The organism is Nonomuraea ferruginea, from assembly GCF_039540635.1.
Lineage (GTDB): Bacteria > Actinomycetota > Actinomycetes > Streptosporangiales > Streptosporangiaceae > Nonomuraea > Nonomuraea ferruginea.
In genome coordinates, this window is the sequence record NZ_BAABFD010000016.1 from 176,036 (window position 1) to 196,922 (window position 20,887).

At 73.4% G+C, this 20,887-nt stretch carries 21 protein-coding genes; 10 read left to right on the forward strand and 11 right to left on the reverse strand.

Going from position 1 to position 20,887, the window contains the following annotated elements; translation table 11 throughout:
- The 5 genes from ABD999_RS28815 to paaZ all read right to left on the reverse strand — a co-directional run bounded on the left by ABD999_RS28815 (position 1) and on the right by paaZ (position 6,400).
- The gene (locus ABD999_RS28815) at positions 1–1,593 is read right to left on the reverse strand and encodes a dihydrolipoamide acetyltransferase family protein (protein WP_345482975.1); all 1,593 of its coding nucleotides are present in this window, start codon (positions 1,591–1,593) and stop codon (positions 1–3) included.
- Positions 1,590–2,609 carry an alpha-ketoacid dehydrogenase subunit beta gene (locus ABD999_RS28820; RefSeq protein WP_219545957.1) on the reverse strand — a complete coding sequence of 340 codons (1,020 nt, stop codon included), beginning with the start codon at positions 2,607–2,609 and terminating at the stop codon, positions 1,590–1,592. Before ABD999_RS28820 ends, ABD999_RS28815 begins: the two co-directional genes overlap by 4 nt.
- Before the next feature lies 1 nt (position 2,610).
- Positions 2,611–3,705, reverse strand: a complete 1,095-nt coding sequence (gene pdhA, locus ABD999_RS28825; protein WP_271279502.1) for a pyruvate dehydrogenase (acetyl-transferring) E1 component subunit alpha — start codon at positions 3,703–3,705, stop codon at positions 2,611–2,613.
- A gap of 167 nt (positions 3,706–3,872) precedes the next feature.
- Positions 3,873–4,376 (reverse strand): Lrp/AsnC family transcriptional regulator, encoded by a 504-nt coding sequence (locus ABD999_RS28830; protein WP_378525286.1) that lies wholly within the window; start codon positions 4,374–4,376, stop codon positions 3,873–3,875.
- The gene (paaZ, locus tag ABD999_RS28835; protein WP_345482976.1) at positions 4,355–6,400 is read right to left on the reverse strand and encodes a phenylacetic acid degradation bifunctional protein PaaZ; all 2,046 of its coding nucleotides are present in this window, start codon (positions 6,398–6,400) and stop codon (positions 4,355–4,357) included. The genes ABD999_RS28830 and paaZ overlap by 22 nt, the downstream gene beginning before the upstream one ends.
- Before the next feature lie 96 nt (positions 6,401–6,496).
- Between paaZ and paaA the strand changes: the two genes are divergently transcribed.
- Genes paaA through paaE form a run of 5 tightly spaced genes read left to right on the forward strand, consistent with a single transcriptional unit; the run spans position 6,497 to position 10,292 of the window.
- Positions 6,497–7,450 carry a 1,2-phenylacetyl-CoA epoxidase subunit PaaA gene (gene paaA, locus ABD999_RS28840; protein WP_148034991.1) on the forward strand — a complete coding sequence of 318 codons (954 nt, stop codon included), beginning with the start codon at positions 6,497–6,499 and terminating at the stop codon, positions 7,448–7,450.
- A complete protein-coding gene (gene paaB, locus ABD999_RS28845) occupies positions 7,447–7,740 on the forward strand; it encodes a 1,2-phenylacetyl-CoA epoxidase subunit PaaB (RefSeq protein WP_219545954.1) in 294 nt (97 codons plus the stop codon). The genes paaA and paaB overlap by 4 nt, the downstream gene beginning before the upstream one ends.
- A 7-nt stretch (positions 7,741–7,747) precedes the next feature.
- Positions 7,748–8,665, forward strand: a complete 918-nt coding sequence (paaC, locus tag ABD999_RS28850) for a 1,2-phenylacetyl-CoA epoxidase subunit PaaC (protein ID WP_271278271.1) — start codon at positions 7,748–7,750, stop codon at positions 8,663–8,665.
- A complete protein-coding gene (paaD, locus tag ABD999_RS28855) occupies positions 8,659–9,204 on the forward strand; it encodes a 1,2-phenylacetyl-CoA epoxidase subunit PaaD (protein ID WP_378525288.1) in 546 nt (181 codons plus the stop codon). The genes paaC and paaD overlap by 7 nt, the downstream gene beginning before the upstream one ends.
- A 2-nt stretch (positions 9,205–9,206) precedes the next feature.
- Entirely contained in the window at positions 9,207–10,292 is a 1,086-nt protein-coding gene (paaE, locus tag ABD999_RS28860) for a 1,2-phenylacetyl-CoA epoxidase subunit PaaE (RefSeq protein WP_271278269.1), read from the forward strand.
- 6 nt (positions 10,293–10,298) lie between these two features.
- Here paaE and ABD999_RS28865 read toward each other — a convergent pair whose 3' ends face one another.
- The 6 genes from ABD999_RS28865 to ABD999_RS28890 form a co-directional block, all read right to left on the reverse strand.
- Positions 10,299–10,928, reverse strand: a complete 630-nt coding sequence (locus tag ABD999_RS28865) for a TetR/AcrR family transcriptional regulator (RefSeq protein ID WP_148034986.1) — start codon at positions 10,926–10,928, stop codon at positions 10,299–10,301.
- A gap of 127 nt (positions 10,929–11,055) precedes the next feature.
- Entirely contained in the window at positions 11,056–12,252 is a 1,197-nt protein-coding gene (locus tag ABD999_RS28870; RefSeq protein ID WP_271278268.1) for an NAD(P)/FAD-dependent oxidoreductase, read from the reverse strand.
- An 82-nt stretch (positions 12,253–12,334) separates the two neighbouring features.
- Positions 12,335–13,279 carry an RNA polymerase sigma-70 factor gene (locus ABD999_RS28875; protein WP_271278267.1) on the reverse strand — a complete coding sequence of 315 codons (945 nt, stop codon included), beginning with the start codon at positions 13,277–13,279 and terminating at the stop codon, positions 12,335–12,337.
- 69 nt (positions 13,280–13,348) lie between these two features.
- Positions 13,349–13,957 carry a peptide chain release factor H gene (prfH, locus tag ABD999_RS28880; protein ID WP_271278266.1) on the reverse strand — a complete coding sequence of 203 codons (609 nt, stop codon included), beginning with the start codon at positions 13,955–13,957 and terminating at the stop codon, positions 13,349–13,351.
- Entirely contained in the window at positions 13,954–15,078 is a 1,125-nt protein-coding gene (locus tag ABD999_RS28885; RefSeq protein ID WP_271278265.1) for an RNA ligase RtcB family protein, read from the reverse strand. The genes prfH and ABD999_RS28885 overlap by 4 nt, the downstream gene beginning before the upstream one ends.
- Before the next feature lie 115 nt (positions 15,079–15,193).
- Positions 15,194–15,934, reverse strand: coding sequence for a hypothetical protein (locus ABD999_RS28890; RefSeq protein ID WP_271278264.1), 741 nt, complete (start codon positions 15,932–15,934; stop codon positions 15,194–15,196).
- A gap of 207 nt (positions 15,935–16,141) precedes the next feature.
- On the opposite strand from ABD999_RS28890, the gene ABD999_RS28895 reads away from it, so the two are divergent.
- The 5 genes from ABD999_RS28895 to ABD999_RS28915 are packed head-to-tail and all read left to right on the forward strand — an operon-like array spanning position 16,142 to position 20,763.
- The gene (locus ABD999_RS28895) at positions 16,142–16,882 is read left to right on the forward strand and encodes a S1C family serine protease (RefSeq protein WP_271278263.1); all 741 of its coding nucleotides are present in this window, start codon (positions 16,142–16,144) and stop codon (positions 16,880–16,882) included.
- A 13-nt stretch (positions 16,883–16,895) separates the two neighbouring features.
- Positions 16,896–17,879, forward strand: a complete 984-nt coding sequence (locus ABD999_RS28900; protein ID WP_246640192.1) for an AAA family ATPase — start codon at positions 16,896–16,898, stop codon at positions 17,877–17,879.
- A complete protein-coding gene (locus ABD999_RS28905; RefSeq protein WP_271278262.1) occupies positions 17,879–18,763 on the forward strand; it encodes a DUF58 domain-containing protein in 885 nt (294 codons plus the stop codon). The genes ABD999_RS28900 and ABD999_RS28905 overlap by 1 nt, the downstream gene beginning before the upstream one ends.
- Positions 18,760–19,710, forward strand: coding sequence for a VWA domain-containing protein (locus tag ABD999_RS28910; RefSeq protein ID WP_271278261.1), 951 nt, complete (start codon positions 18,760–18,762; stop codon positions 19,708–19,710). The genes ABD999_RS28905 and ABD999_RS28910 overlap by 4 nt, the downstream gene beginning before the upstream one ends.
- Positions 19,711–20,763 carry a vWA domain-containing protein gene (locus tag ABD999_RS28915; RefSeq protein ID WP_271278260.1) on the forward strand — a complete coding sequence of 351 codons (1,053 nt, stop codon included), beginning with the start codon at positions 19,711–19,713 and terminating at the stop codon, positions 20,761–20,763.
- Positions 20,764–20,887: the final 124 nt, after the last annotated feature.

Consider the following 20,887-nt stretch of genomic DNA (forward strand, 5'->3'; position numbering starts at 1 on the left):
TCAGACGTGGGCGAGCAGGATCGCCGGGTTCTCCACGAGGTCGGCCACGTGGCGCAGGAACCCGCCGGCCGCGCCGCCGTCGCAGACCCGGTGGTCGAAGGTGAGGGAGAGCTGGGTGATCTTGCGGGGGACGACCGCGCCGCCGTGCACCCAGGGGCGGTCGATGACGCGGCCGACGCCCAGGAGAGCGGCCTCCGGGTGGTTGATGATCGGGGTGGAGCCGTCCACGCCGAAGACGCCGTAGTTGTTGAGCGTGAACGTGCCGCCGGTCAGCGCCTCGGGCGGGAGTTTGCCCGTGCGGGCCAGGCCGGTGAGCCTGGTCAGCTCCCCGGCGAGCTGGGCGGTGGTCATCCGGTGCGCCCCGCGGACCACGGGGACGACGAGCCCGCGGTCGGTCTGGGCGGCGAATCCGAGGTTGACGTGTCCGTACCGGACGATCTCGGAACGGGCGACGTCCACCGTGGAGTTCAGCTCGGGGAAGCGGCGCAGGCCGTCCACGCAGATGCGGGCCAGCAGGGCCAGCAGGCCGATGCCGAGATCGGGGCGGTCGCGCCGGAGCGCGTCCCTGGCCGCGAGCAGCTCGGTCGCGTCCACGTCCACCCACGTCGTGGCGTCGGGGATCTCGGCGCGGCTGCGGCTCAGCTTCTCCGCCACAGCCCGCCGCACCCCCCGCAGCGGCACGCGCTCCTGACCCGCCGCGTCCTGGGAACGGTCGGCCACCGGCCCTCTCCCCGCCGTGGTTTGGGAACGGTCGGCCACCGGCGCCCTCCCCGCCGTGGCGCGGGCGCGGTCGGTGATGGCTCGGTCCACGTCGCGGCGCAGGATCACCGCACGCGGCCCGGTGGGCGTGACCTCGTCGAGATCGATCCCATGTTCCCGCGCGATCCTCCGCACCAACGGCGAGATCACCCGCGGCGCCATCCCCCCAGCCGCCTCCCGCCTCCGCACCTCCGCGACAGGCCGTGATTCCGCAGCGGGGCGGAGGTCTGCCGGGCGGGGATCTGTGGCGGGCCGCCGGTCTGCGGCGGGACGGAGGTTTGTGGCGGGGCTGGGCTCTGCGGCGGGATGCGATTCCGCAGCCGGACGGAGGTCTGCGGCAGGCCGCCGGTCTGTGGTGGGGCGGGAGTCTGTGGCGGGCCGCCGGTCTGCGGCGGGACGGAGGTTTGTGGCGGGGCTGAGGTTAGTGGTGGTAGTGAGGTCTGCGGTGGAGCGGGGGGCTGTTGTGGCGTTCGCGTTTGTGGTGGGACGGGTGTGGCGGCGGCGGGGTGGGGTGGGGGTGGTGCCGTAGCCGATGAGGACGTTGCCGGAGCCGGCGCGTTCCTCGTCGCGGTAGCGGGCCGCCGCCGGGTGCTCGGCGGCGACCTCGATGAGGGGCGCGCCCACGGACAGGACGGCGCCGGGCTCTGCGTGCAGGGCCAGGACGGTGCCCGCGTAGGGGACCGGGACCTCGACGGCAGCCTTGGCGGTCTCGACCTCCACCACGATCTGGTCGATCTCGACGGTGTCGCCGACGGACACCTTCCAGTCGAGGATCTCCGCCTCGGTCAGCCCTTCGCCCAGGTCGGGCAGCCGGAACACCTGCCCCGCGGTCATGACGCCTCCCTGCTCAGGTGCACCACGTCGGGCCGGTCGTCGAACTGCAGCCGGTCGACCGCGTCCAGGACCCGGTCGGCGTCCGGCAGATGGGCGTGCTCCAGTTTCGGCGGCGGATAGGGGATGTCGAAGCCCGTGACCCGCAGCACGGGCGCGGCCAGCGAGTGGAAGCAGCGCTCCTGGACCCGCGCCGCGATCTCGGCGCCCACCCCGGCGAACCCCTGCGCCTCCTGGATCACGACACACCGCCCGGTCTTCCGTACGGAGGACGTGACGGTCTCGTCGTCGAACGGGACGATCGTCCGCAGGTCGACCACCTCCAGGGAGACCCCGTCGGCGGCCGCCGCCTCGGCGGCCTGGAGCGCGACCGGCACGCCGGGCCCGTAGGCCACGAGCGTCGCGTCGCGGCCCTCGCGCCGGACCACGGCCTGCCCGAACCCGGGCGCGCGCCGCCGCCCGCTGGGGGAGAACGCCTCCTTGGACCAGTACAGCCGCTTCGGCTCCATGAAGATCACCGGGTCGGGGTCGGCGATGGCGTCACGCAGCAGCCAGTACGCGTCCTCGACCGTCGCGGGCGTGACGACCTTCAGCCCCGGCGTGTGGGCGTAGTACGCCTCGCTGGAGTCGCAGTGGTGCTCGACGCCGCCGATGCCGCCCGCGAACGGGACGCGGATCACCATCGGCAGCGTCACCCGGCCGCGGGTGCGGTTGCGCGTCTTGGCCACGTGCGAGGCGATCTGCTCGAACGCCGGATAGGCGAAGGCGTCGAACTGCATCTCCACCACCGGCCGGAACCCGCCCATCGCCATGCCCACCGCGAGGCCCACGATGCCGGACTCGGCCAGCGGCGTGTCGAAGCACCGCTCCTCGCCGAACTCCTTGGTCAGCCCGTCGGTGACGCGGAACACGCCGCCCAGGGGCCCGACGTCCTCGCCGAAGACGAGCACCCGCTCGTCCGCACGCAGCGCGTCGCGCAGGGCGGCGTTCAGCGCCTGCGCCATCGACATCGCGGTCATGTCACTCCTCCGGTGCGGTCAGCTCGGCCGCCAGCAGCTCGCGCTGCTCGCGCAACTGCGGCGTGGGGTCGGCGTAGACGTGGTCGAACAGCTCGTACGGGTCCGTCTCCGGGTCGGCGTTCAGGCCGTCGCGGACGCGGGCAGCGAACGCCTCGGCCGCCTCGCGCGCCGCCGTGACGCCCGCCGCGTCGAGCAGGCCCCGGTCGCGCAGGTAGGTCTCCAGCCGGGCCAGCGGGTCGGCCGCCGCCCACCGCTCGACCTCCTCGTCGTCGCGGTAGCGGGTGGCGTCGTCGGCGTTGGTGTGCGCGTCCATGCGGTACGTGTGCGCCTCTACCAGGAACGGGCCGCCTCCCTCACGGGCGTGCCGCACCGCCTCGGTCAGCACGGACAGCACCGCGACCAGGTCGTTGCCGTCCACCTGCTCGGAGCGGACGCCGTACCCGACGCCCTTGTACGCGAGCGCCGGGGCCGCGGTCTGCCTGGCCAGCGGCACCGAGATCGCGTACTTGTTGTTCTGCACGAAGAACACGACCGGGGAGCGCAGCACGCCCGCGAAGTTGAGCGCCTCGTGGAAGTCGCCCTCGCTGGTGCCGCCGTCGCCCACGAAGGCCATCACGACCGCGTCCTCGCCCTTGCGGCGCAGCGCCTCGGCCATGCCGACCGCGTGCACGGTCTGGGTGGCCAGCGGCGTGCACTGGGGCGCGACGCGGGTGGCCGCGGGGTCGTAGCCGCAGTGCCAGTCGCCGCGCAGCAGGGTGAGCACCTCGACCGGGTCGAGGCCGCGCGCGACCAGGGCCACGCAGTCGCGGTAGGTGGGGAACAGCCAGTCGTCCGCGCCCAGCGCGAGCACGCCGGCGACCTGGCAGGCCTCCTGCCCCATGCTGGACGGGTAGACGGCGAGCCTGCCCTGCTTGGTCAGCGCGGTCGCCTGGCGGTCGAAGCGGCGGCCCAGGACCATCCGGCGGTAGGCCTCGGCGAGCTGTTCGTCCGCGGGCGCCCGGTAACCGGCGGGCGGATCGACGGCGGTGCCGTCCTCGGCGACGAAGCGCACCGGGACGGGCGCGGGGAGAAGGCCGGCCACCTGGTGATGGGACATGGCGACACTCGCTTTCTCTGGACGTTTGACAAGAGAAGCGTGTGCCGCGCGAGCCACCTGCTCAAGACATCACGTACAAACAGCGACAAATGGCCAAAAATGGAGCTTATGTGGGCCAAATGTCGATCCAATCGGGTTTCTTGCGGAGGGTGAGCCGGACGTTTGGCTCACCACTCCGCGCCCCGGCCGCGGGCCTCGTCGAACACCAGCCACGTCCTGGTCGCGCGCACGCCGGGGATGTCCTGGATGCGCTCCAGCACCATGTGCCGCAGCGCCTCGTTGTCCGGTGTCCTGACCAGCACCAGCAGGTCGTAGTCGCCGCCGACCATGGCGATGTGCTCCACGTACGCGATCTCGCGCAACCGCGCCGACACCTGCCGCCAGGTGTTCTGCTCGATGGCCACCGAGACGTACGCGCTGGTGCCCAGGCCCGCCTTCGCCGGCGCGAGCTCGGCCGTGAAACCCGTGATCACGCCGTCGTCCAGGAGCCTGGCCAGGCGCGCGTAGGCGCTGGCGCGCGAGATGTGCACGCGCTCGGCCAGGTTCCGCACCGACATGCGCCCGTCGCGCAGCAGCTCGGCGATGATCGCCCGGTCCACGTCGTCCAGCGGAGCGGCAGGACGTGCCGGCCAGCCCTCGCCGGTGTCGCTCACCGCGCGTTCTCGTCCCACGTCTTGGCCACCAGCGTGAGGACGTCGTACGTGGCGACCGCGCGCCCTTCCTGGTTGGTCACGACGGCGTCCCAGCGGACCTCGCCGTGGCCGGCCCCGCTGCGCGGCGTGATCTGCTTGACGGTCAGCGTCACGGCGATGGCGTCGCCCGCCTTGACCGGCGTGAGGAAGCGCAGCGCGTCCACGCCGAAGTTCGCCAGCACCGGCCCCGGCGCGGGGTCCACGAACAGCCCGGCCGCCAGCGAGACGACCAGATATCCATGGGCGACGATGCCGCCGAACAGCGGGTTGCGCGCGGCCGCCTCCGGGTCGGTGTGCGCGTAGAAGGTGTCGCCGGTGAACTCGGCGAAGTGCTCGATGTCGTCGAGCGAGACCGTGCGCGGCGGCGACGCGATCGTGTCGCCGATCCGCAGCTCGGCCAGCGACTTGCGGAACGGGTGTACGTCCGAGTCGATGCGCGCCGCGCCGGTCGTCCAGCGCCCGGTGACGGCGGTGAGCAGGTCGGGGGAGGCCTGGACGGCGGTCCGCTGCATGTGGTGCAGCACGCCGCGCACCCCGCCCAGCTCCTCGCCGCCGCCGGCCCGCCCCGGGCCGCCGTGGACGAGGACGGGCAGCGGCGAACCGTGACCAGTGGACTCGGCGGCGTCGTCCCGGTCGAGGACGAGGACCCGGCCGTGCCACGGCGCGAGCCCGAGCACGACGGACCGGGCGACCTCGGGGTCGTGGGTGACGACGGAGGCGACCAGGCTGCCCCGGCCCCGCGCCGCCAGGGCGACCGCCTCGTCCAGGGTGTCGTAGGTGAGCACGGTGCTGACGGGCCCGAACGGCTCCACCTCGTGCGGCTCGGTGGCGCCGGGCCGGGCACGCAGCAGGAGCGGGGTCATGAACGCGCCGCGCGTCGCGTCCCCGTCGAGCAGAGGCCCGCCCGCGAGGTCGCCGGCCACGACGTCGGCGCCGGCGCGCAGCGCCTCGACGGCCTTGCGCACCTCCTCGCGCTGGCCGAGCCCGGCCAGCGCGCCCATCCGCACGTCGGGGTTGCGCGGGTCGCCCACGGTCACCCGCGCAAGGCGCGCGGCCAGCGCCTCCACCACCTGGTCGGCCATCGCCGAGGGCACCAGCGCGCGGCGGATGGCCGTGCACTTCTGCCCCGCCTTGACCGTCATCTCGGTGACGACGCCCTTCACGAACAGGTCGAACTCCGGGTCGTCCGGCCGCACGTCGGGGCCGAGGACGGAGCAGTTCAGCGAGTCGGCCTCGACGCCGAGCAGCACGCCGCCGTCGAGCACGTTCGGGTGGCGGCGCAGGATCCCGGCGGTGTGCGCCGAGCCGGTGAAGGCCACCGAGTCCTGCACGGTCAGCTCGTCGAGCAGCCCGGCCGCGCTGCCCGCGACGAGCTGGATCGAGCCTTCGGGGAGGATGCCCGAGCCGACGATCAGCCGGACGGCGAGCTCGGTCAGATAGGACGTCTGACTGGCGGGCTTGACGATCGAGGGCAGCCCGGCGAGGAAGGCCGGGGCCAGCTTCTCCAGCATGCCCCAGACGGGGAAGTTGAAGGCGTTGATCTGCAGCGCCACGCCCGGCCTGGACGTGTAGAGGTGCTGGCCGACGAACGTGCCGCCCTTGCCCAGGCGCTCCAGGCCGCCGTCCAGGAAGACCGTGTCGTTCGGCAGCTCCCGTACGCCCTTGCTGGCGTAGCTGAACAGGGTGCCGATGCCGCCGTCGACGTCCACGGCGGTGTCGCGCGAGGTGGCGCCGGTACGCACCGACAGCGCGTACAGCTCTTCCTTGCGCTCAGACAGGTGCTTGGCCAGCGCCTTGAGCAGCGCGGCCCGCTCGTGGAAGGTCAGGGACCGCAGCGCGGGGCCGCCGGTCTCGCGGGCGTGGCGGACCATCGCGGCGATGTCCAGCCCTCGGCTGGAGAGGCGCGCGACCTCCTCGCCCGTGGCCGCGTCGAGCAGCGGCTCCCCGTCGTCGGCCGCGCGGAACCACCGTCCGGCTGCGTAGCTCTCCAGCAGCGTGCTCACCCTGTCTCCTCTCGCGCCCCGTTGCGTCGATGCCCACTCGTGTGCGACCTTATTACTGACCGAGCGATAAGTAAATGAGCCCGTTCCGGAGGGAAGATGACGACCATCCCAGCGGAGCCGGACCTGGAGGCCCGGCTGCAGGCCGGGTTCGACGCGACCATCGCCCGCCGCGACCGCATCGAACCGCGCGACTGGATGCCGGACGCCTACCGCAAGACGCTCGTCCGCCAGATCGCCCAGCACGCCCACTCCGAGATCATCGGCATGCAGCCGGAAGGCAACTGGATCGGCCGCGCGCCCTCCCTGCGCCGCAAGGCGATCCTGCTGGCCAAGGTGCAGGACGAGGCCGGGCACGGGCTGTACCTGTACTCGGCGTGCGAGACCCTCGGCGTGTCCCGCGCCGAGCTGACCGGCCTGCTGCTCAGCGGACGCCAGAAGTACTCCTCGATCTTCAACTACCCGACGCTCTCGTACGCCGACGTCGGCACCATCGGCTGGCTGGTCGACGGGGCCGCGATCTGCAACCAGGTGCCGCTCTGCCGCACCTCCTACGGGCCCTACGGCCGCGCGATGATCCGCATCTGCAAGGAGGAGTCCTTCCACCAGCGGCAGGGCTACGAACTGCTGATGACGATGATGCGCGGCACCGACGAGCAGCGGGCCATGGTGCAGGAGTCGGTCGACCGGTTCTGGTGGCCGTCGCTGATGATGTTCGGCCCGCCGGACGCGAACTCGCCCAACAGCGAGCGGTCGATGGCGTGGGGCATCAAGCGCAACTCCAACGACGAGCTGCGCCAGAAGTTCGTCGACATGACCGTCCCGCAGGCCGACGCGCTCGGCGTGACGCTGCCCGACCCCGGCCTGCGCTGGAACGAGGAACGCGGCCACTACGACTTCGGCGAGCCTGACTGGCGGGAGCTCGCCGCCGTCATCCGCGGCGACGGGCCGTGCAACGCGCAGCGGCTGGCCCACCGCAGGGCCGCGCACGACGACGGCGCCTGGGTGCGCGAGGCGGCGACCGCGTTCGCGGAGCGGGAGGGCGCCCGATGAGCGGCGACCGGCGGGAATGGCCGCTCTACGAGGTGTTCGTCCGGGGCAAGCGCGGACTCAACCACGTGCACGTCGGATCGCTGCACGCCCCCGACGACGCGATGGCCCTGCGGCACGCCCGCGACGTCTACACCCGGCGCAACGAGGGCGTCAGCATCTGGGTGGTGCGCGCCGACGCCATCACCGCCTCCAGCCCGGACGAGAAGGACCCGCTGTTCGCGCCCAGCGGCGACAAGGTCTACCGGCACCCGACGTTCTACGAGATCCCCGACGACGTCCCGCACATGTGAGGGCAGGATGAACGACGACCACGGCAGCATCTTCGACGGCCTGCTCGGCGGCGACTCCTCCCAGTGGGCCTTCGGCACGGACTTCGAGGACCCGCTGGCCGGCGTCGACACCACCACGCCCGACGGTGTCGACCCCGCCGAGCTGGCCGCGTACTGTCTCATGCTCGGCGACGACGCCCTGATCATGTCGCAGCGCCTGTCGGAGTGGTGCAGCCGCGCCCCCGACCTCGAAGAGGACATCGCGCTGGCGAACATGGCCCTCGACCTCCTCGGGCAGGCGCGCCTGCTGCTGGCGCGGGCGGCCGCCGCGGACCCGCGCGTCGTGCCCGGCCTGCCCGAGGGGTCGCCGGTGCCGCCGGAGGACGCGCTCGCCTTCTTCCGCGACGACCGCGCCTTCCGCAACGTGCGCCTGGCCGAGGTGGCCAACGGGGACTTCGCGCACGTCGTCGTCCGCCTGCTGCTGTTCTCGACGGCCCGGCTCGCGCTGCTGGAGCGGCTGTGCGTCAGCCGCGACCACGTGCTCGCCGCCGTCGCGGCCAAGGGCGTCAAGGAGGTCGCCTACCACCGCGACTGGGCCGGGCGCTGGTTCGTCACGCTGGCACGCGGCACAGAGGAGTCGCGCCGCAGGCTCCTCGCCGCCCTCGACGCGCTGTGGCCGCTGCAGGCCGAACTGGTCGCCCCGCACCCGCTCGAACACTCCCTGGCGCTGGCCGGGGTCGGCGTCGATCCGGTGTCGCTGCGCGATCCGGTGGACGCCGTCTTCGGCCAGGTCCTCACCGCAGCCGGCCTCGACCGCCCCGAACGGGCGCCCCTGGCCGGCGTCGGCGGCCGCACCGGCCGCGACGGCCTCCACACCGAGGCCCTCAGCCTCCTGCTCGCCGAGATGCAGGTGGTCGCCCGCGCCCACCCCATGGGGCGCTGGTGACCACCCGACGGCCCGCGACCGGGGGAACGGCGTCCGCGCGGCGGGCTGTCGAGGCGGCGGGCCGGGTGCGTGATCCCGAGATGCCGATGCTCACGCTCGCCGACCTCGGGGTGCTGCGCGGTGTCGAGGTGGTGCGGGACGCGGAAGGCGGCGAGGTCGTGATCGCGTCCATCACGCCGACGTACACCGGATGCCCGGCCATGGCGACCATGCGCGACGACCTCGTGCACCGGCTCAACGACGCCGGGTTCGCCCGCGTCGAGGTGCGGGTCGTGCTGGACCCGCCGTGGTCCAGCGACTGGATCTCCGAACGCGGCAGGGCGGCCCTGCGCGCGGCGGGGCTGTCCGCGCCCGGCCCCGCCCCCCGCCGCACCGGGCCGGTCCCGCTGACGCTCGGCCCGCCCCGGTCGGCCCCACCGTGCCCGCGCTGCGGGTCGGCGGCCACCCGGCTCACCTCCGAGTTCGGCGCCACCGCCTGCAAGGCCCTCTACAGCTGCACCGGCTGCCTCGAACCGTTCGAGCACGTCAAGGAGATCTGACCATGACCACGCTCGCGCCCGCGCCGTCCAGGGCCGCCGTCTTCCACCCGCTGACCGTGTCGGCGGTGGACCGGCTGTGCGAGGACGCCACCGCGATCACGTTCGCCGTCCCCGACGAGCTGCGCGCCGCGTACGCCTTCCGGGCCGGGCAGTCGCTCACGTTGCGCCGCGTCATCGACGGGCACGAGCACCGCCGCTCGTACTCGATCTGCGCCCCCGCCGGCGCCGCCCCGCGCATCGGCGTCCGCGAGATCCCCGGCGGCCTGTTCTCCTCCTGGCTCGTCCGCGAGGTGGGGCCGGGCACCGTCATCGAGGTCCAGCCGCCCACCGGCTCCTGGCGGGCCGACCCGGACCCGGGCGAGCGGCACCTGTGCGTCGCCGCCGGCTCCGGCATCACCCCGATGCTGTCGGTCGCCTCGACCGTGCTCACCCACCCGGGGGCCCACGTCTCGCTCCTGTACGGCAACCGCACCAGCCGCACCGTCATGTTCGCCGAGGAGCTCGGCGACCTGAAGAACCGCTACGGCCCCCGCCTCCAGGTCGTGCACACGTTCTCACGCGAGCCGCGCGAGGTCGAGCTGCTGTCCGGCCGGCTCGACGGCGACCGGCTGCGCCGCCTGCTCACCGGTCTCGTCCCCGTCGAGGTGTTCGACCACGTCTGGCTGTGCGGGCCGCTGCGCATGATCGAGGAAGCGCGCCCGGTGCTCGCCGAGCTGGGCGTCCCCGCGGAACGCGTGCACGTCGAGCTGTTCTACGCCGACGCCCCGCCGCCCGCGCCGAGGCGGACCGGCGACGGGATCCCGTCCGGCGCGACCACCGAGCTGACCACCGTGCTCGACGGCCGCCGCACCACCTCGACCGTCTCCCGGGAGACGACCCTCCTGGACAGCGCCCAGGCCGCCCGCGGCGACCTGCCGTTCGCCTGCAAGGGCGGCGTCTGCGGCACCTGCCGCGCCGTCGTGCGCGCGGGCGAGGTGGACATGCGCCGCAACTACGCGCTCGAACCGTACGAGGTCGCGGCCGGATTCGTGCTGACCTGCCAGACGTTCCCGGCGGGCGAGCAGGTGACCGTCGACTACGACGCCTGAGCGTCGTCAGGCCTCGTGCTTCGCCAGCCCGTCGAAGGCGACGGTGGTGATCGCGTCGGCCACCATCACCGGGTCGTAGGCGCCGTCCGGCCGGTACCACTCGACCAGCGAGTTCACCATCCCGAACAGCAGCCGGCTCACCAGCGCCGGCGGCACGTTGTCGCGCAGCGCGCCCTCCGCCACGGCTTCGGCGACGAGCGCGGCCAGCCGGTCGTCGAGCCAGCGCCGCCGTTCCAGCGCCGCCAGCTCGACCTCGCTGTTGCCGCGCACCCGCAGCAGCAGCGTCACGGACGGCTGGTGCGCCACCAGCACCTCCACGCTGCGCCGCACCACCTCGCGCAGCCGCTCGTAGGCGCCGACGCCGGCCCGCTCGCGCGACGCCTCGGTCACGACGGCGGTCAGCTCGTCGAGCGCGTCGTCGAGCGCCAGGCCGAGCAGCTGCTCCTTGCTCGTGACGTGGTGGTAGATGGCCGGCTTGGTCAGCCCCAGCTCCTTGGCCAGGTCGCCCATGCTGGTGGCGTCGTACCCCCGCCGGTTGAACAGGTCGATCGCGGCCCGGAGTATCGCCGGCTGGTCATAACCGGGACGGCCCCGCCGGCGGCGCGGGGCCGGTTCGGCCTGCTCGGTCGTGGACACCGATGCAGCATCTCACGCGGCGTCATCAACCCCGCACGCTGCCTCCGGCGGGGGTGATGACAGGGAGATTCGTGCGTCCCGCACGGACGTCGCTTCGCGCGCCGCCCCGCCTGGAGGTCGCCTCAGGTTACGCGGACGCTCTGGCGGCCGAGGCCTTGGCGGCCCGGTCCGGGGTGACGCGGCGGCGGCGGACCGGGAGCCCGAACGTCGGGTTGGCGACGTTCCAGGCGGCGCCCTTGCAGACCACTTCCTTGTAGACGGCGGCGATCCGCCCGGTCAGAGCCGCCCGCCTCGCGCGGTCGTCGGCGGTGACGTACTGGATCAAACCCTCCTTGCGGCCCAGCGAGATGCACTGGTTGAAGTAGCGGAGCGGCGCGTTCGGGAGCTTCCCGCCGGTCAGCCCCGCCGCGATGGCGTCGGCCGCCTGCCATGCCATCGGCCCTCCCGAGGCGCACGACATCCGCAGCGGCTTGTCCCCGGCGCCCATCGCCAAGGCCGCGTCGCCGACGGCGTACACGTCCGGGTGCGAGACCGAGCGCATCATCCCGTCGACCACGATCTGGCCGGTGCCGGTGACCTTCAGGGCGGTCGCCTTCGCGATCGGGTGGACGGCGAAGCCGGTCGTCCACACGGTGACCGCGGCCGGGATGTCCCTGCCGTCCGCCGTTGCCACGCGGTCGGCGTCCACGCGGGTCACGGCGGCGTGCTCGTACACGGTGATCCCCAGCTTGCCGAAGACCTTCCACAGGTGCGCGCGGCCCTTGGGCGACAGCCAGTCTCCGAGGGCGCCGTCGGCGGCGAGGGCGACGTCGAGGTCCGGGCGGGACTCGGCGATCTCGGTCGCGGCCTCCAGGCCGGTGAGGCCGCCGCCGACGACCACCACCCTCTCCCCGGCGCCGAGACGGGCCAGGCGCTCCCGCAGCCTGAGCGCTCCCGGACGGCCGGCGATCTCATAGGCGTGCTCGGCGGTCCCCGGGACGCCCTGTGAGTTCCAGCCGCTGCCGAGGGCGTAGACGAGCGTGTCGTACGCGAGCTGCGCGGCGCCGTCCGGGCCGGTGACGGTGACGGTCTTGCCGTCGACGTCGATGCCGGTGACGTTCGCGATCCTCACCTCGACGCCGGTGCCGGCGAACATCTCGCTGTACGGCCGGGGCTTGAGGTCCTGGCCCGCCGCCAGCTGGTGCATGCGGATCCGCTCCACGAAGTCGGGCTCGGAGTTGACGAGAGTGATGGCGACGTCCTCGCGATGGAGCCGCTTGGCGAGACGGCCGGCGGCGATGGCCCCGGAGTAGCCGGCGCCGAGGACGATGACGCGATGCTGCATTTCCTCGCTCCTGTCTTACGCGGATGTGCCCTTTGAACCGGACAGCCCGCCGTTTCCTGACAGGAACGCGGTGTGAAGCGCCTCACAGAATGGTGAACAGGGGTTCCCCGTGATCGGATGCCGCCCAGCGCGCGGTCGCCCGTTCGAGCTTGTCGGGGTTGACCTGGTTGTAGAGCTCGGCGATGCCCTCGTCGGTGACCCTCAGGCACATGACGCCGACGACCCGGCCTTCGACGACGGCCACCACGGCGGGGCCGCCGTTGGCGGTCCAGGCGTAGACCTCGGGCGCGCCGCCGGTGAACGCGCGCTTGGCCGCGGCGGGCCTGACCAGCCCCCGGACGAACTTGGCGACCGCGACCGCGCCCTCGAACGGCTTGACCCGGGCCGGGACCTTCCCGCCGCCGTCGCCGACCGAGACGGCGTCCTCGGTGAGCAGGCGCACGAGCGGCTCGGTCTTGCCCGTGGCGGCGGCCGTCAGGAACTCCTCGATGATCCGCCGGGCGGCGGCCTCGTCGACCTCGGCGCGCGCCTTGCCGGCCGCGACGTGCTTCTTGGCGCGGTGGAAGGTCTGCTGGCTGGCGGCCTCGGAGATGTCGAGGATCTCGGCGATCTCCCGGTGCGGGAAGTCGAACGCCTCCCGCAGCACGTAGACCGCCCGCTCGCCGGGGGACAGGCGCTCCATGAGGGCGAGCACCGCGTACGAGACCGACTCGCGCTGCTCGGCGGTGTCGGCGGGGCCGAGCATCGGGTCGCCGGCGAGCAGCGGCTCGGGCAGCCATCGGCCCACGTAGGTCTCGCGGCGCGCCCGCGCGGAGGTGAGCTGGTTGAGGCACAGGTTGGTGAGGACCTTCGTGAGCCAGGCCTCCAGCACCTCGATGTGCTCGGCGTCGGCGGCCTGCCAGCGCAGGAACGTCTCCTGCACGGCGTCCTCGGCCTCACCGGCGGAGCCGAGAAGGCGGTAGGCGATGGCCTCCAGACGCGGCCTGGAGGCCTCGAACCGGTCGACGTCGCTCACCGTCAAGGCCATGGCCCTGATCCTAAGGCGTGCCCACGCCGCGCGGCGAGGCAGGCGTCGCCGGTCCGGTGAGCTGGGCGGTTACGGGCGTTCGACCCGGGTGGGGTCGCCTCGGACGAGCTCGTCGTGGACGCGCCAGCGGGCGGTGGTGAGGTCGCGCGCCGCGGCCTCGTCGCCGCGCTCGATGCGTTCGCGCAGCAGGCGCATGGCGAGGCGGCGGTTGAGGCTGAACAGCCGCTCGGTGTCGACCACCACGACGAGACCCGTGGGCCGGTGGGTCGCGCGCACCGCGGTGCTCGCCTTGTTGCGGTGCTGCCCGCCGGGCCCGCCGGTGCGGCAGGCGACGACGTCGACGTCCGCTTCGGCGAACGTGGTGGACGGGGCCTCGACCTCGCACGGCTGGGCGATGACATACCAGTTCTTGCGGCCCGCGCGGGCCCGGTACGGGCTGGGGGCCTGCCAGCACAGGGTTCCGGTCCACGAGGCGGCGAACGCCTCCGCGTCCGCTCCCGTGATCCGGACGACGACCGATCGGTACGTGCCGGGCCGGTCACCGGGCACGGCCTGGGCGCGATGGGTCTCCAGACGCCGCCGGGCGGCGTCGGCTTCCAGGCGGTGCAGGAGCCGGGCCAGCGCCCAGGCGCACTCCTGCGGGCCACGCCCGGCCGACAGGAGCAGGTGGACGCTCACGACCGTCCTCTCTTACGGCGCCGGTCCCTTCCGATGTCGGCCGTCTTGTAGGTGACCAGCGGGACCGTGGTGGCCACGGGCGTGGCCAGGCCGTGCTCCACGAGGTCGGCGATCACCTGCTCGATGCGCTTGTAGGCCGTCGGCGCCTCCTCGAAGAGCAGTTGCCGGTCGCCGCACACCACCAGCGATCCCACCGGGGTGCGGCGCAGCTCCTCGACCGTGTGCTTGGCCCGGCCCCGGCGCAGGGCGTCCGCCCGCGACATCTTGCGGCCCGCGCCGTGCGCCACGGAGTGGTTCGCGTCGGGCCCGGCGTGGGCGGCCACGAGGTAGGACGGGGTGCCGCGGGTGCCGGCGATGAGCACGTCACGGCCGTCGCCCGGCGCCGCCCCCTTGCGGTGCAGGTAGACCCCGTCGCGGACCTCCACGAGGTTGTGGCACTGGTCGACGACCGGCTCGGCGGGCTCCGCGCCCAGGGCGTGCGCGACCCGGGCGGCCATCAGCCGCCGGTTGAGCGAGCCCCACCGTACGGCGTCGTCGTGCATCGCCAGGTAGGCGGCGGGATCGGGGGCCGGGCCGGCGCCGTGGACCTCGGTGTGCGCGCGCAGGATCCGTTCGCCCAGGCCGCGCGAGCCGCTGTGGACGACGAGCACCAGGTCGCCGGCGGCCAAGCCGAGCCGGCTCGCGTGGTCCGGCTCGAAGACGGTCCCGACGCGCGCCAGCTCGACGAAGTGGTTGCCCCGGCCGACCGTGCCGAGCCCTTCGACGTGACCGGCGGGGATGTCGCCCTCCACCACGTCCCACGCCGGGTCGTCGGCGTCCGGCGCGTGGTCGAGGTCGGGGAACCGGGCGGCGAGCCTGGCCGGGTCGGCGCGCCTGAGCCTGATGGGGAACACGGCGATGCCGCAGCCGATGTCGGAGCCCACCAGGAACGGGTACAGCGTGGCGGACGTCATGGCGGCGCCGATGGGGGCGCCCTTGCCCGGGTGCAGGTCCGGCATGGCGGCGACGTGGATCATGCCGTCGAGCGCGGCCACCTGGTGACACTGGTCCAGGGCGTCGGACTCGATCCAGCTCGTGGGGGAGGCGAACACGGCGACGGTGGCCGAGGTTTGCTGAGACAAGACGCTCTCTTCGCTGAACAGGATGGGGGATCAGGGGGCGTTGTCCGTCAAAGCATCATGGACACCACATTCCCGGACGATGATCACGCGAGGCAACCGGTTTTCGGCCGTACGGTCACCCGACGTCGATGTAGTCGGCCGGGGCGCTGATCGTCCGGGACCCGCCCCAGTCGTGGAAGCGGATGTCCACGGTCATGAAGAGACCGCTCACCGGTTCGGGCACCACCGAGCTCATCGGGCCGGACGCCTGGACGCGGCGCGGCAGCCCGTCGGCGCCGATCCACATCGACCAGGAGTGCTCCGCGTCGCCGGACAGGGCCGCCGGGACCACACTCATGGGCAGGGAGAGAAGTCTCTTCCCGGCGGCCTGGTGGAGCCGATCGCCGGTGATGACACCGCTGTGCCGTACGGTCCCCGCCCCGTCCGGCGCCGTCGAGACGGAAGCGGCGAGCAGCGCCTCGGCGACCCCGGGCCGGAGCACGTCCACGAGGCAGCCGATGTAGGACGGCACGTCGCAGGTGACCTCGTCGACCACGAGGGGCATCCGTGACCAGGGCGGCCGGTCGTAGTAGACGTGGCCTCCGGTCTGGATCGAGTGCAGGGACCGTGGCCCGTCGTGGGACGACTCCAGGACGAGGTCCGCACCGTCGGCTCCCGACGGGCTGAGCTTCAGCACGCCGCGCTGGCGGAAGGTGTGTCCAGCGGGCGCGTCGTCGGCCCGGACGGTGAGCTCGACGTCCACGCGTACGGTGGACCGCCGGGCGAACTCGTGGTCGAGCGCCGCCACGTCGGGGGACGGCGGAGCGCAGGCGGTGAGTGTCAGTACGGCGGCGAGCGCGACGAGGAATCTGGTCATCCCGTCATCTCCGGATTCTCCAGGGAAGTCCTACTCCGTTGGATGCGCCGGTACGTCACGGATCGATGCCGGATGGGACTCGCTCGGTTCTCATGGAGTTCTCAGGCGGAGTTTGTAGCACTTTCGCCTGAAATTTATGACGATGGGGCGATGGAGCACGTGCCGCAGGAGACGGGTGCGGCCGAGGCTCAGGGAACTCAGGGAGCCATGGCCGGTAGGGCTCGGTGGTTCGTCGTCGGGGGAGTGGCACTCGTCGTCGTGGCCGTGCTGGCGTACTGGCTGGGAAGCAGCGGCGGGAACGGCGAGGAGGCCGCGCCCGCGCCGAGCGCGACGCCGACCCCCAGCGCGACCCTCACGGTGCCCGAGGTCTTCGACAGGGTCGGGCCGTCGGTGGTGGTCATCCGCGCCGGGAAGTCGCTCGGCACCGGGGTGATCGCGGCCGAGGACGGCACGATCCTGACGGCGCACCACGTCGTCGAGGACGCGAAGGACGTGACCCTGACGTTCGCCGACGGCACCAGGGCGAAGGCCGCCGTCGTGTCGTCCGACCCCAAGCTCGACATCGCGATGCTCAAGCCCGCGAAGCTGCCGGAGATCGTCGTCCCGGCGACGCTCGGCGGCGCCGCGGCCGTGGGCGCGCCCGTCGTGGCGATCGGCAACCCGCTGGGCCTGGCCTACAGCGTCTCCACCGGCGTCGTGTCGGGCCTGAACCGCAGCACCGACAAAGGCGGCCTGAGAGGGCTCATCCAGTTCGACGCCTCCGTCAACCCGGGCAGCTCCGGCGGCCCCCTCCTGGACGCCCGCGGCCTGGTCATCGGCATCGTCGTCTCGATCGCCGACCCGGGAGGCGACGAGGCGTTCGCCGGCATCGCGTTCGCGGTGCCGATCGGCGCCGCCCTGGGCGGTGACGAAGGCGACGGCCCGCCGGGCGACGGACCCCAGATCTGACCGAAGGAATGCGATGACCTCTTCCCCCGACCCGGCCCACCCGCTCGAACAGGTGCTGTTCGAGGTCAAACGCACCATCGTCGGGCAGGACGTGCTGCTGGAGCGGATGGCCGTGGCGCTGGTCGCCGACGGGCACCTGCTCGTCGAGGGCGTGCCCGGCCTGGCCAAGACGCTCGCGGTGCGGTCGCTGGCCGCCGCGATCGCCGGAAGCTTCCAGCGCGTCCAGTTCACCCCCGACCTGGTGCCCGCCGACCTCGTGGGCACGCGGGTCTACCACCAGCACTCCGGCGAGTTCCGGACCGAGCTCGGCCCGGTGTTCGCGAACCTGCTGCTGGCCGACGAGATCAACCGCGCCCCGGCCAAGGTGCAGAGCGCCCTGCTGGAGGTGATGCAGGAGCACCAGGTGACGATCGGCCGGGAGACGTTCCGGGTGCCCGAGCCGTTCCTGGTCATGGCGACGGAGAACCCGATCGAGTCGGAGGGCACCTACCCGCTGCCCGAGGCGCAGGTCGACCGGTTCATGATGAAGGTGGTCGTCGACTATCCGACCCAGGCCGAGGAGCAGGCGATCGTCAGCCGGGCGCTGCGCCCGCCCCAGCCGCCGCAGCCCATGGTCACGGCCGAGGACCTGATGGCCATGCGCGCCCGCGCCCAGCAGGTCTACGTCGACCCGGCGATCGTCGACTACGCGGTACGGCTGGTCGCCGTGACGCGTTCCCCCGCGACGGCCGGGCTCGGCGAGCTGGAACCGTACGTCACCCACGGGGCGAGCCCGCGGGCGTCCATCGCGCTGGTCACGGGCGCCCGCGCGCTGGCGTTCCTGCGCGGCCGCGACTACGTCCTGCCGCACGACCTGACCGAGCTCGCGCTCGACGTGCTCCGCCACCGCCTCGTGCTGTCCTACGAGGCGCTCGCGGACGACGTCGACGCCGACACGATCATCACCAGGGTGCTCGGGGCCGTCTGGACGCCCGACGTCGTCCTGCAGAACCGTTGATGGCCACCGCCCCCGAGAAGCTCCTGCTCCGCCTGGAGTGGAAGGTCGTCCGCAGGCTCGACGGCCGGCTCCAGGGCGCCCACCGCACCGCGCACCGCGGCTCCGGGATCGACTTCACCGGCCTGCGCCCGTACGGAGAAGGCGACGACGCCCGGCACATCGACTGGAACGTGACCGCGCGGCTGGACGAGCCGCACCTGCGGGTGTTCACCGAGGACCGCGAGCTGACGGTCTGGCTGGTGCTCGACCGGTCGGCGTCGATGGCGGCCGGCCGGCCGGGGCGCGGCAAGCACGACGTGCTGGCCGAGCTCGCGCTCGTCCTGGCCCGGCTGTTCGGCCGGGGCGGCAACCGCGTCGGCGCCCTGCTGTTCGACACCGGGGTGCTGCGCGTCGTGCCGCCCGGCACCTCCCGGCGGCACACGCTGCGGATCGGCGCCGAACTGGCCCGCACCGGTCAGGCCCGCGGCGGCGCCACCACCGACCTGGCGGAGATGCTCGACGCGGCCGGACGGCTGGCCCGCCGCCGCGCGCTCATCGTCGTGCTGTCGGACTTCATCGGCGACGGCGACTGGGAACGCTCGCTCCAGCGCCTGGCCCGGCGGCACGAGGTGGTCGCCCTGCGGATCGCGGACACCGCCGACGACGTGCTGCCCGAAGCCGGGCTGATCGTCGTCGAGGACGCCGAGACCGGCGAGCAACTCGTCGTCGACTCCGCCGACCCGCTGCTCCGGGTACGGTTCCGCCAGGCCGTCGACGACCGCGACGCCCGGCTCGCGGCGGGCATGCGCCGCGCCGGGGTGCCCGTCCACCGCGTCGACACCGACCGCGACCTGGCCGAGGCGCTCGTCGAGGTCGTCGCCCGCACCCGGGACCGGTCGCCATGACCCTGTCGTCGCCGCTGCTGCTGGTCCTCGGGCTGGTCGTCACCGTGGCGCTCGCCTGGGCGGCCGTCGTCTCGGCGCGCCGCCGGACGGCGGCACTCGCCGCGGCCGGGGTCGTGCCGCGGCGCGGGCGCGGGACGTACGTGGGAGCCGGTCTGACGATCGCCGGCGTCGGGGTGCTGGCGATCGCCACCGCGGGACCGGCGGCCATGGTGCCGGTGCCGCGGACCGCGGGCACCGTCATCCTCGCCATCGACGTCTCCAACAGCATGAGCGCCGACGACGTCGCGCCCACCCGGCTGGCGGCCGCGCAGCGGGCGGCCCGCGCGTTCGTGGCGGCCCAGCCCGGCAGCGTCGACATCGGCGTGGTCGCGTTCGAGCGGGGCGCCCTCACCACGGCGCGGCCCGACGCCGACCACTCCATCGCGCTCAAGGCCATCGACCGGCTGAAGGTCACCGGCGGCACCTCGCTCGGGACGGCCATCACCGCCTCGCTCTCGGCGATCACCGGTAAGCAGGTGGCGGTCGGCCGCGACGGCGCCGCGCCCGACATCGGCTACTGGCCGTCGGCCACGATCGTGATGTTCTCCGACGGCCAGAACCGGGGCGGCGACCTGGAACAGGCCGCGGCCGTGGCCCAGAAGGCGGGCGTCCAGGTCCACACCGTCGGGATCGGCACCGCGGCCGGGGCGACGGTGAAGGTCGACGGCTTCCACCTGCAGAGCTCGCTCGAAGAGGACACCCTCACCGCGATCGCGCGGACCACCGGCGGCGCCTACCACCCCGCCTCCGACGCCGCGCGGCTCGACGGGATCGCCGACACGATCGACCTGCGGCTCACCGTCTCCGACGAGCCGCTGCCCCTCGCCGGCGGCCTGATCGGGCTCGCCCTCGCGCTGCTCACCGCAGGAGCGGCGCTCACCGTGCTCCGGTCTGGACGGGTGATCTGAATGACGTTGTCGTGGCCGTGGGCGCTCCTGTCAGTCATGGTCATCCCGTTGATCTTCGCCATCCGCTGGTGGGCGCTGCGCCGCCGCCGACGCGCGGCCGTGCGCGTCACCTCGATCGCGCTCGTCCGCACCGCCCTGCCCGGCCGCACCCGATGGACGCGCAAGATCCCCCCGGCGCTGCTCGTGGCCGGGCTCGTGCTGCTGGTCGTCGGGGCGGCGCGGCCGCAGGCGTCCCTGCCGGTGCCGCGGACGTCGGCGACGATCCTGCTCGCACTCGACACCTCCGGCTCCATGTGCTCCACGGACGTCGACCCCAACCGCATCACCGCCGCGAGGAAAGCCGCGGCGGAGTTCATCGAGTCGCAGCGCGGCGGCCCGCGCATCGGCCTGGTCACCTTCGCCGGCACCGCGGGCCTGCTCGTCCCACCCACCGACGACACCGACGCGCTGATCGAGGCGCTGGACGGACTCACCGTGGCCCGCGGCACCGCCATCGGGCAGGCCGTGCTCACCTCGATCGACGCGATCGCCGAGGTCGACCCGTCGGTCGCCCCCACCGGGGCCGACCCGGGCGGTCCCGGCGAAGGCTACGCCGGCGCCGCGATCGTCGTCCTCACCGACGGGGCCAACACCCAGGGCGTGGACCCCGAGACCGCCGCCAGGGAAGCGGCCCTGCGCCGCGTCCGCGTCTTCCCCATCGGCTTCGGCACCACGAACCCGGCCCCGATGGTCTGCGACAACTCGCAGTTCGACGGCCGAGGCTGGGGCGGTGGCTGGGGCGGCCGGGGCGGATTCGACCGGGGCGGCCGGAACGTCCGCATGATCGACGAGCCCGCGCTCAAGGAGATCGCCGAGACCACCGGCGGCGCCTACCACCGCGCCGAGAACGCCGACCAGCTCCAGAGCGCCCTCGACGCACTCCCCGGCACCTTCACCGTCGTCCGTCAGCGGGTCGACACGGCCGCCGCCTTCGCCGCCGGCGGCGCCGTCCTCATCACCGCCGCCCTGTCCCTCTCCCTCTGGTGGAACCGCCCCCGGACTCCGGCCCGCTGACGGGCCGTCCGTGAACTCCCACACCAAGGCCGGGAGATCGTAAAACGCCGTTTCCGGCAAGGGACATGTGGAAGATCTCGGTCATCCCTCCCCGGATGACTGTGCGGCGTCGAAGGCGAGGGCC